The sequence below is a fragment of the Halosimplex halophilum genome (genome assembly GCF_004698125.1).
Taxonomy (GTDB): Archaea; Halobacteriota; Halobacteria; order Halobacteriales; family Haloarculaceae; genus Halosimplex; species Halosimplex halophilum.
The window spans coordinates 1,963,835-1,977,368 of the sequence record NZ_ML214297.1; the positions used below are offsets into that span (position 1 = coordinate 1,963,835).

General features: G+C 71.1%; 13 protein-coding genes and 1 tRNA gene. 10 read left to right on the forward strand and 4 right to left on the reverse strand.

What is annotated here, in order from left to right:
- Window positions 1–11: 11 nt before the first annotated feature.
- Window positions 12–96: transfer RNA gene (locus tag E3328_RS09870), tRNA-Ser, on the reverse strand.
- 125 nt (window positions 97–221) lie between these two features.
- Here E3328_RS09870 and E3328_RS09875 point away from each other — a divergent pair.
- The gene (locus E3328_RS09875; RefSeq protein ID WP_135364396.1) at window positions 222–1,169 is read left to right on the forward strand and encodes an AAA family ATPase; all 948 of its coding nucleotides are present in this window, start codon (window positions 222–224) and stop codon (window positions 1,167–1,169) included.
- Between the two features lie 21 nt (window positions 1,170–1,190).
- On the opposite strand, the gene E3328_RS09880 is transcribed toward E3328_RS09875, so the two are convergent.
- Window positions 1,191–1,544 carry a DUF5789 family protein gene (locus E3328_RS09880; RefSeq protein ID WP_135364397.1) on the reverse strand — a complete coding sequence of 118 codons (354 nt, stop codon included), beginning with the start codon at window positions 1,542–1,544 and terminating at the stop codon, window positions 1,191–1,193.
- Window positions 1,545–1,762: 218 nt separating this feature from the next.
- Here E3328_RS09880 and E3328_RS09885 point away from each other — a divergent pair, with 218 nt between their 5' ends.
- From E3328_RS09885 to E3328_RS09900, 4 genes are all read left to right on the forward strand, one after another.
- Entirely contained in the window at window positions 1,763–1,993 is a 231-nt protein-coding gene (locus tag E3328_RS09885; RefSeq protein WP_135364398.1) for an Rdx family protein, read from the forward strand.
- Window positions 1,994–2,078: 85 nt separating this feature from the next.
- Complete coding sequence (locus E3328_RS09890; protein ID WP_135364399.1) at window positions 2,079–3,257, forward strand: bactofilin family protein; 1,179 nt, start codon at window positions 2,079–2,081, stop codon at window positions 3,255–3,257.
- Between the two features lie 351 nt (window positions 3,258–3,608).
- Entirely contained in the window at window positions 3,609–4,568 is a 960-nt protein-coding gene (locus tag E3328_RS09895) for an ABC transporter ATP-binding protein (protein ID WP_135364400.1), read from the forward strand.
- On the forward strand, window positions 4,565–5,347 hold the full coding sequence (locus E3328_RS09900; RefSeq protein WP_135364401.1) for an ABC transporter permease: 783 nt from the start codon (window positions 4,565–4,567) through the stop codon (window positions 5,345–5,347). The genes E3328_RS09895 and E3328_RS09900 overlap by 4 nt, the downstream gene beginning before the upstream one ends.
- Before the next feature lie 15 nt (window positions 5,348–5,362).
- Here the strand turns inward: E3328_RS09900 and E3328_RS09905 are convergent, their stop codons facing one another.
- Complete coding sequence (locus tag E3328_RS09905) at window positions 5,363–6,598, reverse strand: RAD55 family ATPase (protein ID WP_135364402.1); 1,236 nt, start codon at window positions 6,596–6,598, stop codon at window positions 5,363–5,365.
- A 231-nt stretch (window positions 6,599–6,829) separates the two neighbouring features.
- Here E3328_RS09905 and E3328_RS09910 point away from each other — a divergent pair, with 231 nt between their 5' ends.
- Entirely contained in the window at window positions 6,830–7,417 is a 588-nt protein-coding gene (locus E3328_RS09910) for a DUF7344 domain-containing protein (protein WP_135364403.1), read from the forward strand.
- 67 nt (window positions 7,418–7,484) lie between these two features.
- On the opposite strand, the gene E3328_RS09915 is transcribed toward E3328_RS09910, so the two are convergent.
- A complete protein-coding gene (locus E3328_RS09915) occupies window positions 7,485–8,018 on the reverse strand; it encodes a DUF7344 domain-containing protein (RefSeq protein ID WP_135364404.1) in 534 nt (177 codons plus the stop codon).
- Window positions 8,019–8,486: 468 nt separating this feature from the next.
- On the opposite strand from E3328_RS09915, the gene E3328_RS09920 reads away from it, so the two are divergent.
- The 4 genes from E3328_RS09920 (at window position 8,487) to E3328_RS09935 (ending at window position 13,534) form a co-directional block, all read left to right on the forward strand.
- Window positions 8,487–9,383: a SipW-dependent-type signal peptide-containing protein gene (locus tag E3328_RS09920; protein ID WP_135364405.1), complete on the forward strand. Its 897-nt coding sequence runs from the start codon at window positions 8,487–8,489 to the stop codon at window positions 9,381–9,383.
- A gap of 175 nt (window positions 9,384–9,558) precedes the next feature.
- Window positions 9,559–10,392 (forward strand): hypothetical protein, encoded by an 834-nt coding sequence (locus E3328_RS09925; RefSeq protein WP_135364406.1) that lies wholly within the window; start codon window positions 9,559–9,561, stop codon window positions 10,390–10,392.
- A gap of 93 nt (window positions 10,393–10,485) precedes the next feature.
- Window positions 10,486–12,540, forward strand: coding sequence for a vWA domain-containing protein (locus E3328_RS09930; protein WP_135364407.1), 2,055 nt, complete (start codon window positions 10,486–10,488; stop codon window positions 12,538–12,540).
- Window positions 12,541–12,751: 211 nt separating this feature from the next.
- Window positions 12,752–13,534, forward strand: a complete 783-nt coding sequence (locus tag E3328_RS09935; protein ID WP_135364408.1) for a hypothetical protein — start codon at window positions 12,752–12,754, stop codon at window positions 13,532–13,534.

A 13,534-nucleotide genomic window follows, 5' to 3' on the forward strand; every position in this document is an offset into this window, starting at 1 on the left:
ACGGTGAGAAACGCCGAGGAGGAGATTTGAACTCCTGAGTCCTTGCGGAGACCTGCTCTCGAAGCAGGCGCCTTGGCCAGGCTAGGCTACCTCGGCTCACCTCCCGCTACACGCAGGGCGACTTTATCGGTTACGATCCGTCCCGTCGGCGTCGGGGGATCGACGGCACTGGCCCGCCGCCAGACCCAACGCCTAACTTGTCGGCGCGCTCACGGGACTCCATGGACGTAAGCGAAGCGAGCGCGGAGTGCGACCGGGTCCTCGACGAGATCGGTTCGGCGGTCATCGCCGACCGGGAGTTCCTCGAAACGGTGCTCCTGGGGTTCGTCGGCCGCGGCCACGTCCTCATGGAGGACGTGCCGGGGACCGGGAAGACGCTCACCGCTCGCAGCATGGCCACCGCCCTGGGGCTCGAGTTCTCGCGCGTGCAGTTCACGCCCGACCTGCTGCCCGCCGACATCACCGGTACCCACGTGTTCAACGAGCGCGAGCGCGAGTTCGAGTTCAACGAGGGACCGCTCTTCGCCAACGTCGTGCTGGCCGACGAGATCAACCGCGCACCCCCCAAAACCCAGTCCGCCCTCCTCGAAGCGATGGAAGAGGAACAGGTCACCGTCGACGGCGACACCTACGAGCTGCCCTCCCCGTTCTTCGTCCTCGCGACGCAGAACCCCGTCGAGATGGAGGGCACCTTCGAACTCCCCGAGGCGCAGGTCGACCGGTTCCTCGTCAAGAGCTCCATCGGCTACCCCGACGAGGCCGGCGAGGAGGAGCTGCTCCACCGCCGGCTGGGCCGCAGCGAGCAGAGCCCGTCGGTCTCGCCGGTGCTCGACCAGGACCTCGTGACGGACCTCCGTGAGGCCCCCGAGTCCGTCCGCGTCGACGACGACCTCGTGACCTACGTCTCGGCCATCGCCCGCGCGACCCGCGAGGACCGCCGCGTCGAGGTCGGCGTCTCCCCGCGCGGGACACAGCGCCTGCTGGAGGCGACCCGGGCCCGCGCCGCCATGGTCGGCCGCGAGTACGTCACCCCCGACGACGTCAAGCGGGTCGCCCAGCCGGTGCTCGCCCACCGCGTCGTCCTGACGCCCGACGCCCGCGTCGACGAGGTCCGCAAGTCCTCGGTCGTCGACTCGGTGCTCGACGAAGTGCCCGTCCCGACGGTCTGAGGCCGGTCGCTCCGGGACCGGTCACCCGCCGCGGTCCTCTCTCTGCTGTTCGTTGTCGTCGGCCATCTCCGCCGAGTCGATGTCCTCCCGGTCGGAGCCGCCCCGGTCGGAGTAGCGCTGTCGGCCGACCGACTCGGCGGGCATCATGTTGAGCATCCCCTGGCGCAGTTCCTCCTCGGACTCGAACGACTGGTCGCCGGCGCCCGCGAACAGGTCACGGATCGCGATGGGGTCGGCGCTGGTGCGCTGAACCTCCCGGTCGCCGTACTCCTCGGCGAGGTCCCCCGCCGTCACCGGGTAGGACACCTCCTCGAAGACCGACTCGATGGACCCGAACTCGACGCCCTGCTCGTGGTCGGTGTCGTTCTCGGCCATGGGTGTAGTCGGGCCGTAGCGGACAACTGCGTTGACCTTGCATTCGACGGGTGAGTCCTATTCCCGGTGTGGGCTCGCTCTGAATCGGATCGACCGCAGTCGACAGCAGGCGGTGAAAGCCCTCGGCGCGAGCGCGCCTCGCCCATCTCTCTCGCCTGCACCGAACGCTCCCGGAGGAGTCGCACACCTTTATCGCCGAGAGCCGCCTACGGGGATCCATGACCACAGTCACGCTGGAGTACTGCGTCCCCTGCGGGTTCCGCGAGCGGGCGCTCGACACCCAGGAGGCGATCCTCTCGAGCCTCGAAGGCGAGATCGACCGCTTCGAACTCGTGATGGGCGACCACGGCGTCTTCCGCGTCGAGGTCGGCGACGAGATCGTCTACGACAAGGAGCGGGACACCTTCGACGTCGACGCCATCGTCCGAGACGTGCGGGCCACTCTCTGAATTACTATATAAGCCTTGCCCCGGACTACCGGGTCGGAAACTCTCCACCTTTATATAGGGGATAGCGGCGGCTACGTGGAACTGCATGAGCCGGACCGACTCCCCCGCCGGCGCGACGCGGTTCGTCGCGCTCGTCTGTGCGCTCGCCCTCGCCGCCGCGCTGGTCCCCGGCGCGGCGGCCGCAGTACCGTTCGCGAACGGCGCCCCCGCCGCTGAAGCGCCGACCGACGGTCAGTTCGCCGACCAGACCGTCGGCAGCGACGTGGTCGTCGGGCCCGACGAGACGGTCTCCGACCTGGAGGTGGTGAGCGGCGACGTGGTCGTCCACGGGACCGTCGAGGGCGACGTGGAAGCCGCCGCCGGCTCCGTGCGGGTCACCGGCGAGGTGACCGACGACGTGCAGGCCGCCGCGGGCTCGGTCACCGTCGAGGGCCGCGTCGGCGGCACGGTCGAGGCGGCCGCCGGCTCGGTCGAGGTCGGCCCCGACGCCGCGGTCGGCGGCGACGTGGAGGCCGCGGCCGGGACGGTCACCGTCGCCGGGACGGTCGACGGCGACGTGACCGGCTCCGAGACCGTTCGCCTGGAGGACGGCGCGACCGTCCACGGCGACGTGGCCTACGGCGAGAGCCTCGACCGCGCGGACGGGGCCACCGTCGACGGGACGGTGACCCACGACGAGAGCCTGAGCCTCGACGGCCTCCAGTGGGGTATCACCGTCGACGACCTCGAAGCGCTCGACGAACTGGCGTTCCTGCCCTCGCCGGTCGTCGGCCTCCTCACCGCCGTCGGGGCCCTGGCCGTCGGCGCCCTGTTGCTCGTGGTCTTCCCCGACTTCTCGGGGGAGATGGTCGAGACGGTGACCGACCAGCCCGGTCGCTCGGTCGCCGCCGGCCTGGCGACGATGATCGCGGTCCCGGCCGCCCTGCTCGCGATAGCGATGACCGTCATCGGGCTGCCGCTGGCGTTCGCCGGCGGCGCCGTCTTCGCGCTGGCGGCCTGGGTCGCGCTGGTCTACGGCGAGTACCTCGTCGGGCGGCGCGTGCTCGCCGAGGCCGGCGTCGACGACCGCTGGGCCGCGCTCGTCGTCGGCGTCGTCGGTATCGAGCTGCTGGCGCGGATCCCCCTCTTCGGCGACCTGCTGACGTTCGGCGTCGCCCTGCTCGGCCTCGGCGCCGGCGCGCTCACGATCGCCGCCCGCCGCCGCGACGGCGACGACGGGACCGCCGAGACGCCGCCGCCGGACCCCTCCCCCGGCGCGGCCTGACTCCCCGCCCGTTGCGACCCGGATCCCCATGCTGACGGTCCCCCTCCATCCGACTCCCCGCTGACGCTCCCCTCCATCCGACTCCCCGCTGACGCTCCCCTCCACCGACTCCCCGCTGACGCGCCCCTCCCCTCGCCCCGTCGCCGTCCCTCCCCCGCCGACGCTCGGCCCTCCCGTCCGAGTTCCCCGCTGCCGTTCGGCCCTCCATCCCGCTCTGCTGCCGTTCGCCTCTCCATTCCCCCGCTGACGCCGTCCTCCCCTCCGAATCCGTTTCTGCCCTCCGTTCGTCCGGGCAGGCCCGGGCACTCCCGAACCGAACCGCCTTTGCGCCGCGCTGCCGTCGATTCGCCCATGACAGCGACGCTCGTCGCCGAGGACGTGCGCCGGTCCTACGGCGAGACGGTCGCGCTCGACGGCGTCTCCCTCTCGGTCGACGCGGGCGAGGTGTTCGCGCTCGTCGGCCCCAACGGCGCGGGCAAGACGACGCTCGTCCGCGCGCTGACGGGGACGACCGACGCCGACGGGTCGGTCGAACTGTTCGGCGCCGACCCGCGCGAGGTGGACCGCGAGCGCGTCGGCCTGCTCCCGCAGGCGTTCGACCCGCCCGCGCGGCTCACCGCCCGCGAACTGCTCGACTACTACGCCGGCCTCTACGACGATGCCCGGTCAGTCGAGGCGGTCCTCGACGACGTGGGACTGTCCGACGACGCCGACACCTGGTACGAGAACCTCTCGGGCGGCCAAAAGCGGCGGACCTGCGTCGGCTCGGCGCTGGTCAACGACCCCGACCTGCTCTTCCTCGACGAGCCGACGACCGGCATCGACCCCGCCGGCCGACGGGCGCTGTGGGACCTCCTCGAATCGCTGGCCGACGGCGGGACGACCATCGTCCTCACCACCCACGACATGACCGAGGCCCACCGGCTGGCCGACCGCGTCGGGCTGCTCGCCGACGGCCGGCTCGTCGCAGCGGACGACCCCGACGCGCTCGTTGCGGAGTACGGCGGCGAGAGCCGCCTCGTCGTCGAGACCGACGCCGACCCCGCCGCGCTCGACCTGTCGTTCCCGGCCGAGCGGGCGGGTGACTCGCTGGTCGTCTCGGACGTGCCGCCGGAGGCCATCGGCGACGTGGTCGACGCGCTGGCCGCGGCCGGCGCCAGCTACGACGCGCTCACCTGGTCGGAGCCGGACCTGGAGGACGTGTACCTCGAACTCGCCGGCGGTGGCGGGGCCTACGACGGCCGGCGCCGCGAGCGCGCGGCGGTCGCGGGCGGGGCCGGCGGCGACCCCTCCGCGGAGGGCGAGCGATGACCCGGACCGGTCGGGTGACCGCGTCGGTCCGCGCGGGCTGGCGCTCCTTCCTCCGCCGGCGGACGGCCGTGTTCTTCACCTTCCTCTTCCCGCTGCTCATCGTCGTCATCTTCGGCGCGCTGGTCCAGACCCAGCCGACCGGGGGCGGGCTGTTCACCGAACCGGCGGTCTACTACGTCCCGGGATACCTCGCCGTGGTCGTCCTGTTCACGCCGCTGTCGCGGGTCGGCAGCGAGGTCGCGCGCCACCGCGAGGGCAACCGCTTCGAGAAGCTCGCGACGACGCCGCTGACGCGGGCCGAGTGGCTGCTCGCACAGACCGTCGTCAACGTCGTCGTCATCGGCCTCGCCGCGCTCATGCTCCTGGCGCTGGTCGTCGCGCTGACCGGCGCAGCGATCCCGCTGTCGCCGGCCGTCGCCCTCCTGCTCGTCGCCTACGTCGTCGTCGGCGTCGCGCTGTTCTGCGGAGTCGGCGCGGTCATCGGCGCGACCGCCGACTCCCAGGACGGCGTCATCGCGACGAGCAACACCATCGCGCTCCCCCTGCTCTTCCTCTCGGAGACGTTCGTCCCGCTGGATCTGCTCCCGGGGTGGTTCGAGCCGGCGACCATGCTCTCGCCGCTGACCTACTTCGCCCGCGGCGTCCGCGCGACGACCGACGGCGGCGCGGTCCCGCCGACGGGCCCGCTCGCCCCGGAACTCGGCTACCTGCTCGCGCTCGTCGCGCTCGCCGCCGTCGCCGTCGCCGCCGGTGCGGTGGCACTCCCGCGGACCGACTGACGGTCCCCGCCGCGGTCACTCCTCGTCGCCGTCACCGGCCGCCTGACTCCCGTCGGACCCGCCGGCCGGCGAGTCGTCGACCGGCCCGCCCTCGGCCGACTGGCCGGCGGGCGGTCCCTGGCCGAGACCGCCGCCCGCCGCCCCGTCGCCGGACCCGGTTGACGGCTCTCCGTCCTGCTGCGGGTCGACCGGGCCGCTCTGCTCGCCGTCGCCCTCGCCGGGCGGTCCCTCGTGGAGTTCGATGGTGACGATCCCCTCGCCGGCGGTGTACTCGTAGAGCGTCCACTTCGGGAGCGTGAGGACGCCGCTCATCTTGCGGACGCGGATCTGCTTCATCAGCGACCCCTCGACCAGCTCCTCGTCGAGGTTGAGTTCGACGATGCCGTCGACCATGTAGTTCAGGTCGTGGGGGAACTGCTGGTCCTCGCCGGTGACCGTGGCGCCGGCGTAGATGGGGACGAACCGGCTCTTGCACACCTCCGCGCGCACGTCCTTGAGGAAGTCGTAGGCCTGGACCGGCTGGACGAGCGACCCGAACTCCGTCAGCGAGTCGACGACGACGATCCCCCGGTCCTCCATGTCGCGGGATTCGAGCACGTCGTCGATGCGGTTGTGGAGTTCGCCCAGTTCGGTGGGGTCGCGGACCTGCGTGGTCGCGTCGGCGGCCGTCTCCGAGAGGAAGGTGTTCCAGTCGTTGAGCCGGTCGTACATCCGCTCGCGGTTCTCGAGGCGGTAGGTGAAACAGTCGAGGATCTGCAGCTGGCCGGACTCCAGGTAGGGGAGGACGTTCCAGTCCAGCGTGACGAACTCCTGGACGACCGACATCGGCGGTTCGAGGAAGGAGACGAAGACGGCGGGTTCGCCCCGCTGGAGCGCGCGCCAGACGAGTTCGGCCTGGATCGACTCCGTCCGGGTGCCCGCAAGATCCGTCAGGAGGACGAACGAGTTGCGGGGGATCCCCTGCGGGAGGCTCTCGTCCAGCGGGTCGACGCCCGTGGGAACTCGCCGGAAGCCGTGGTACTGGGTGAAGACCTTGTCGCCCTCGCTTGCGGCCTCCCGACAGGCGACACAGCAGTACGTGTACCGGTGGCCGTCGCGCTCGGCGACGACGGGGTCGCCCGGGACCGGGAGCCGACAGTAGTCACAGCGCCCGCTCCCGTCCGGGCGGTGACCCGAGCCGCCGTGGCGAGTGCGTCCGTCGGGTCCGTCGTCCCCTGGTCGTCGGCCGCCGTCAGTGCTGGCCCGTTCCATGTGTCAACGTACCGCACCCGTGGACAAAACCGTGCGGGCCGGGGCCCCGGACGGGAAACAATCAGAATAGTAACCGATCATACTACGCATGTAGTCACTAGCGATTAGTCGGTAGGCGGCAAACGAACAGGCGACGTTCCGGTGGGTTCTACGGGTGTGGATAGCCGGCCGGAACGGTCAGGGAACACCGCCAGCGCCACGGCCAGTGGCAACTGGCAGGGACCGCTACACATGTCACGACCGATCACGCCACAGGCGTCGTCTCCGGGGCTCGGGCCGCCGGGTGGGGACGATAGGTGCGACGAACTGGACCGCACGACGGTCCACGAACTACTGAGCAACGAGCGGCGGATGCGAGTGCTGGAACTGCTGGGGAGAGAACGGACGTGGGACCTCTCGGATCTCGCCGAGGAGATCGCGGCCGCCGAGACCGGCGAGCGGCCGCCCCCGCGGAACAAGCGCCAGAGCGTCTACGTGACGCTCCACCAGACCCACCTGCCGAAACTGGCCCACCACGACGTCGTCGACTACGATTCAGAGCGCAAGACCGTCACGGTGGAGCCGCGCGGCCTCGCCATCGTCGGCTCGGAACGCGACGGGGTAGACGCGGGGGAGACGACGGGTTCGAACGGGGCGGAGTCGGCGGATCCGGTCCGCCTGGAGTGGAGCATCGCCGTCGCCGCGGTCGGGCTCGTGCTCGCCGTGGCCGACCCGTCGTCGTGGACGCCGACGCCCGCGGTGCTGAACGGCGTCTACGCGGAGCTGTCGCTGCTTGCGGTGTTGCTCGTACTGGTCTATCAGAAGGGACGACACGGCTGACCGCGCGAGCGGGCCGGGGACCGCCGGAGGGGTGGTCGGGCGACTCGCCGGGTCGCGGTGGCCGTGGTCAGTCGGTGAGTGCCCACAGGACGAACCAGCGTCGGTTCCAGAGCTGATAGCTCGTCGAGACGGCGACGGCGAGCAGCATGACCGTGATCAGGAGTATCGGGTCGAGCCGCGCGAACACCGGAAACTCCAGTTCGACGCTCAGCAGGACGATCAGCCCGATCGTCGCCAGCGCGCGGTAGAACGACGCCCACGTGATCCCGTACGGCGAGACGACCTCCATGTAGATGTCGACCTCGCGAGCGAACTCGTCGAGGGTGACCGTCTTCCGGTCCCTGTCGTAGACGACGATGCCCTCCCGGTCCAGTTTCGGCAGGTGCGTCTGGTGGAGGGAGTTGTACACGCTCTCGCGGAGGTCCGTCGGCGGCGGCGACTCGCCCGACTCCCGCTCCGCGATGGAGACCGACAGCTCGCGCAGCGAGACCGACCCGATGGTCCGCTGGAGGTGCGTGAGTACCGCCCGTCGCCGCTCGTTCCTGAGAACGTCGTGGATCTGTTCCTCGGCTAACGACCGCGTGTTTCGTAACGTACCCATACCCTTCCCGGAGGTGGCCACGCCCCCCACCCGCTTAATTATCGACCCGCTTTGCCGAATTTCTGCCCGACAGGCTCCGAAAGGCCCGATCGTTCGACTCGGCTTATCGGGCGGTTTACGACCGAACCGGTCGTTTCGGACGGCCGAACGGTCGGTTAAACCCCGTCGACGACCGCCGGACCGATCCCGAAACCGTCCGCAGACAGTCGAGCTCCGGGGACGCCGCCGCCCGACCCCGCCGTTCACGGGACCGACCTGCCCGTTCGACCCCGCCCGCACCGATTGAACCCGTGGTTAAGCCGCCAAACGACTCCATTGGTGGGACAATCGCCGGTTGTTCCCGACAAACGACGGGTTCGAGCCCGTCGAACGGGACGATTGATAAAAAATCCGGCAATTACCTATGGGGCGTCCCGCTGTGGGTCGTAGCAAGCCCGTGCCGTCCCGCGGAACGGGTGGAGACAAATCATGTCAGACAAGGAATTCGGACTGTCCCGCCGGCAGATGCTCGCCGGGCTCGGCACCATCGGTGTCGCGTCCGCGGGCGCCGGGCTCGGGACGACGGCGCTGTTCAGCGACGAGGAATCGTTCACCGGGAACTCGATCACCGCCGGGACGCTCGACCTGAGCGTGACCGCGTCGGTGGAGGCCGCAAACGAGTACTGGGCCGAGCAGGTCGACCTGGCCGAGCTGGAGGCGACCGCCGACGGCGAGGCGGTCACCGGCATCCAGGTCTCGGACGTCAAGCCCGGCGACTGGGGCGTCGTCTGCTTCGAGTTCGAGGTCGGCGACAACCCCGGCTACGTCCGCACGCGGGCAGAGGGTCTCACGACGAACGAGAACGGGTACACCGAGCCCGAACCCACCGACAGCGAGGCCGAAAACGACCCCGGCGATGAGGAGGGGGCCGGCGAGTTGCAGGACTTCATGCTCGCCGAGGTCTACCAGAGCTCTGTCGACGCCGACAGCGACGACCCTCGTGACCACGTGGAAAACCTCGATCCCGTCACCTCCGAGGGATCGACGCTGCAGGAGACCTACGACACGTTCTCCGACGGCGTGATCATGCGCGACGGCGACGGCGAGCCGCTCGTGGTCGGCGCTGACCCCGAGGAGACGCCCGACGGCACTCCGGAGGGGGCCGGCTCGGCGGAGTGGTGTCTCCTGCTGTACGTCCCCGAGGACGTGGGCAACATCATCCAGAGCGACACGCTGTCGTTCGACCTCGTGTTCGAGGCCGAGCAGGTCCGGAACAACGACGTGCCGTTCGACGGCGACAGCGCGGTCAGCGAGACCGCGACGCCCGAGCCCACGGCGACGCCGGACCCGACCTCGACCCCCGAAGGGACCGCCGCGCCCGAGTGAGCCTCGGGTAACCGTTCCCCCGACCCCACACACCCCCTGCGACTTCGGTCGCGCCCGCGGACGGCGCGACCGCTCCGGCGGCACGGCCGCCGGGACCCGCGCCGGGACTCGTCACCGCGACGACGGCGGTTCGACTCCGCCGGCGGGCCTCGCCCGATACACGGGTGTAGTAACCATGACCGGAGACAACGACTCGACGGACGGCGTCCGCTTCACGCGGCGCTCGCTGCTCGCCGGACTCGGCACCATCGGTGTCGCCGGCGCCGGCGCGGGCCTCGGGACGACGGCGCTGTTCAGCGACGAGGAATCGTTCGCGGACTCCCAGCTGAGCGCGGGCGCGCTGAACCTGCGCGTCACGGTGGACAACATCGCCCACAGCACCCCCGCCGTCCGGGACAACACCGAGGTCACGCCGAAGGACACGGCCGACGGCGAGGCGGTCACGATCGCGGTGTCCGACCTGAAGCCGGGCGACTGGCTCCTCCTGGAGTGGAACCCGGAGGTGATCGCCAACCCGGGGTACGTGCGGGTCACCTCTGTCGACGAGGACTACTCGAACACCGAGGGCCTGACCCCCGACTCCGAGACGGACACCGACGCGCCGGGCGACCTCGGCGACGCGCTCCTGTCGACGGTCTGGGCGTCGTACGAGGACCTCAGCGGCGGGCTCAGCCGGGATGACCTCGCCGGACTCGATACGACGACCGACAACGAGGACACCGGCCTCTCGGCCTGGGAGCTGCCGGACCGCGACGGCGTGACCGCCAGCGGCGCCCACTACACGACGATGAACGAGGCCCACGAGGTCTATCGGTCGGGCGTGGTGCTCCGGGACGGGAGCGGCGAGCCGCTGACGGTCGGGAGCAACGCCGACGCCGCCTGGTTCTACCAGCTGCTCGAACTGCCGCTGCGCGTCGGCAACGACGTGCAGGGCGACGAGGTGACGTTCACCCTTCGGTTCGACGCCGAACAGACCCGCAACAACGCGACGCCGTTCGACGGGGCGTGACCGCGGGATGACCGACGACGCCCACGCTGGCGCCCGCGAGACGCGGCGGCGGTTCGACTCCGCCGGTGGGCCTGCCCCTGACGGGGTGGTACGATGACCGACGAACCGATGGAACTCTCACGGCGGAAACTGCTGGGCGGGCTCGGCGCGGTCGGGCTCGCGAGCGCCGGCGCCGGACTGGGTACGTCCGCGCTGTTCAGCGACGAGGAATCGTTCGAGAGCACTACGTTCGCGGCGGGCGAACTCGACCTCAAGGTCGACTGGGAGGAACACTACTCCTACCCGCAACGCTACGGGTTCGACGACCCCGCGGCCGACCTGGACGTGACCCGGGTCGAACCGGACGGCGACGGCTACGTCGGCCTCCCCGATCCCGAGAACCCCGCGGTCTGGGTCGCCGAGGGGGACCTCCCGGCGTACATGGCCAACACGTCGATCGAGTCGTTCCCCGACCCGAACGACGACGGGGTCCAGGAGATGCAGGACGGCGAGTTCGCCTACTCCCCCTGCCGGGACGGCGCCGACCTCGACGAGCACTTTGACCCGGTCGGCGGGCTGCGGACGAACAACGCGGACACGCTGGTCGACGGCGAGGTCGAACCGCTGGTCAGCCTCGACGACATCAAACCGGGGGACTTCGGCGAACTCACGCTGAGTTTCCACCTCTGTGACAACCCCGGCTACGTCTGGCTGCGGGCCCGCGGCGTCTCCGAGTCCGAGAACGGCCTGACCGGACCGGAGGCGACCGTCGACGACAGCCCCGCCGACCCGGAACTGGCAGAGCAGATCCGGACCATCTGGTGGTACGACACCGACGGCAACAACGTCGTCGACGACTCGGTCGGGGCGGTCGACGTGATGATCGCGGTGGACACGTCGGGGTCACTCAATGGCGACGACGTGGGCGCGCTCGAGACCGCGGCAAACGACCTCGCAGCCGGTCTTGACGCGAACGCCGACGCCCGCGTGGGCGGCGTGTCCTTCGGTGACGACGTGAGCAACTTCACCGCGCTCACCGACGGACCGGTTTCCTTCTCCGGGCTCTCAGCCAACGGGAGCACCGCGATGCCCGCCGCGCTTGAGATCGCTGCGGCCGAACTGGACGCGAACGCGCGCTCGGGCGCCGAGACGTTCGTCGTGCTGTTCACCGACGGCGGCCCGAACTACGGCAACGGGCCCTACGAGGTCGGCGGCTATCAAGTCGGGCCGTACAGCGGTGGCGACAGCGACAACGCCGTCGTCGAGGACGCGGAGCTCGACGAGACGGCGGACATCGCCGACACCGTCCGGAACGATCACCGGATCCTCGCCGTCGGGATCAACGACGGCCGGGCGCCGTCGGGTCGCGACGGCGAGTCCGGCGTCCCGCTGCTCTCGACGTACCTCCGCGACGAGATCGCGGGGGGGCAGGGCGACTACTTCAGCAGCGACGACCCCGGCGCGGTGTCGGGCGTCCTGAGCGCGATCACCGACGCGATCGCCATGGACGAGGAGGTGTTCCACCGCGGGACCCTCGCCGACGACCTGGCGGCGCTGTCCTCGGGTGCCGGGATCCCGCTGGACGCGGGACTCGAAACCGGCTTCGACGAGCTGTCGGACCCCGACGACAGCGCCGACCGCGAGTGCTTCCAGCCCGGCGTCAACCACTTTATCGGGTTCGGCTGGTGGCTCCCGGTCGACGCCGGCAACGAGGTCCAGAGCGACGCCGTGAGCTTCGACTTCGGCTTCTACACCGAGCAGTGCCGCGGCAACGACGGCGGCGGCACGAGCACCGTCGACGACGGCGGCGACGGCGAGGAGGAAGAAGAGGAGGAGGCCGCGACCGTGACGGTGCAGGGCTTTCCCAGCGACGACGACCTCGGGGCGACCATCGAGACGGTCGACGTCGAGTTCCCCTTCGCCCTCTCGGGGGCGTCGGTCGACGACACCTCCTGGAGCGTCGGTCCCTCGGGTTCGGAGGTCGTCGCGGTCGACGGGACCACCGTCGAGCTCGACTACCCCGACAACTCGAACACGTACACGTCGGACACCTTCCTGGAGCTGACGGTGAGCGGTATCGCGGCGCCGTCGGGGACCTACGACGTGGACTTCGTCTTCGAGGACGACGACGACAGCGCGGTCGACTCGACGGACCAGGTGACGATATAGCGGCGCGACGCGGCGACTCGCCCACTCGGAGCACGGCGGTTCGACTCCGCCGGTGGGCCTGCACCGGGAGACCGGTACGCACAAGCATGATCCGGGATCACTCGCACCGTTCGGGAGACGGAGAGCCGTCGGCCGCGTTCGGCCGTCGAGACCGCCGCGCGCGGCCGTTGGACCCCCCACGCCGGGCGAGCGGCGGGCGGAGGTGACGACCGTGGCGTGCGTCCAGTCCGGGACGGGGTACGTGTTCGTCGTCCCGCGGGTCGTCTGTCCCCGCGGGCCGGGACCGTCGGTGCTGCCGCTGGCCGCGCTGGTCGCCGAGGAGACGGCGATCGGCCGGCTCGCCGACGACTGGCGGGGAAGCGCCCTGCTGCCGCGGACCGCGGTCGGGCCCGATGCCTCGCCGCCCGCGGAGCCGTCGGTGTCGCTCGGCCCCGACGCCGGGGCCCCGGACGCACCGGGGGCCCCGAACGCGCCGGACGCGCTGGACGCCCCGGACGCAGCCGACGCCCCGGAGGCGACGGACGCCACGGACGCGCCGGAGACAGGCGGGGACCGGGGGCTGGCCGACCAGCCTCCCGGGATGGCGGCCGATGCCGGCGAGCGCGACTCGTTCGTCCTCGGCGTCCACGCCGCGTCGGTCGGCGACGGGGACCCGACTTCGCCTGCGTCGCTCGTCGGCGTCCGCGTCCTGGCGCCCGGGGAGTACCGGGCGGTGCCGGTCCCCGTCTGGGAGGCGAACCCCTTCCCGATCGCCGCGCCGAGCGCGGTCGGCGAGCGCCCGCGGACGGACTGGACGGACACCGGGCTCGCGCCCGAGCCGGGGGCCGGTCGACGCGTCGAGGTCACCGCGACGCTGTGGGCGGACCTGGGCGGCGACGCCGAGCGGTCCCGACCGCTGTACGACGGGCTCGGATGGGCCGTGACCGACTCGCGAACCGTGACGTTCGGCGGCGCCGGCGACGCCGACTCGGACGGCTTCGAGGTCGCGAGGTGA

Coding starts and splice junctions, on each gene's coding strand:
- E3328_RS09890 (WP_135364399.1), top strand. CDS start 2,079: ATGAGCCGGACCGACTCCCCCGCCGGCGCGACGCGGTTCGTCGCGCTC.
- E3328_RS09875 (WP_135364396.1), top strand. CDS start 222: ATGGACGTAAGCGAAGCGAGCGCGGAGTGCGACCGGGTCCTCGACGAG.
- E3328_RS09905 (WP_135364402.1), bottom strand. CDS start 6,598: ATGGAACGGGCCAGCACTGACGGCGGCCGACGACCAGGGGACGACGGA.
- E3328_RS09880 (WP_135364397.1), bottom strand. CDS start 1,544: ATGGCCGAGAACGACACCGACCACGAGCAGGGCGTCGAGTTCGGGTCC.
- E3328_RS09920 (WP_135364405.1), top strand. CDS start 8,487: ATGTCAGACAAGGAATTCGGACTGTCCCGCCGGCAGATGCTCGCCGGG.
- E3328_RS09915 (WP_135364404.1), bottom strand. CDS start 8,018: ATGGGTACGTTACGAAACACGCGGTCGTTAGCCGAGGAACAGATCCAC.
- E3328_RS09900 (WP_135364401.1), top strand. CDS start 4,565: ATGACCCGGACCGGTCGGGTGACCGCGTCGGTCCGCGCGGGCTGGCGC.
- E3328_RS09930 (WP_135364407.1), top strand. CDS start 10,486: ATGACCGACGAACCGATGGAACTCTCACGGCGGAAACTGCTGGGCGGG.
- E3328_RS09885 (WP_135364398.1), top strand. CDS start 1,763: ATGACCACAGTCACGCTGGAGTACTGCGTCCCCTGCGGGTTCCGCGAG.
- E3328_RS09895 (WP_135364400.1), top strand. CDS start 3,609: ATGACAGCGACGCTCGTCGCCGAGGACGTGCGCCGGTCCTACGGCGAG.
- E3328_RS09910 (WP_135364403.1), top strand. CDS start 6,830: ATGTCACGACCGATCACGCCACAGGCGTCGTCTCCGGGGCTCGGGCCG.
- E3328_RS09925 (WP_135364406.1), top strand. CDS start 9,559: ATGACCGGAGACAACGACTCGACGGACGGCGTCCGCTTCACGCGGCGC.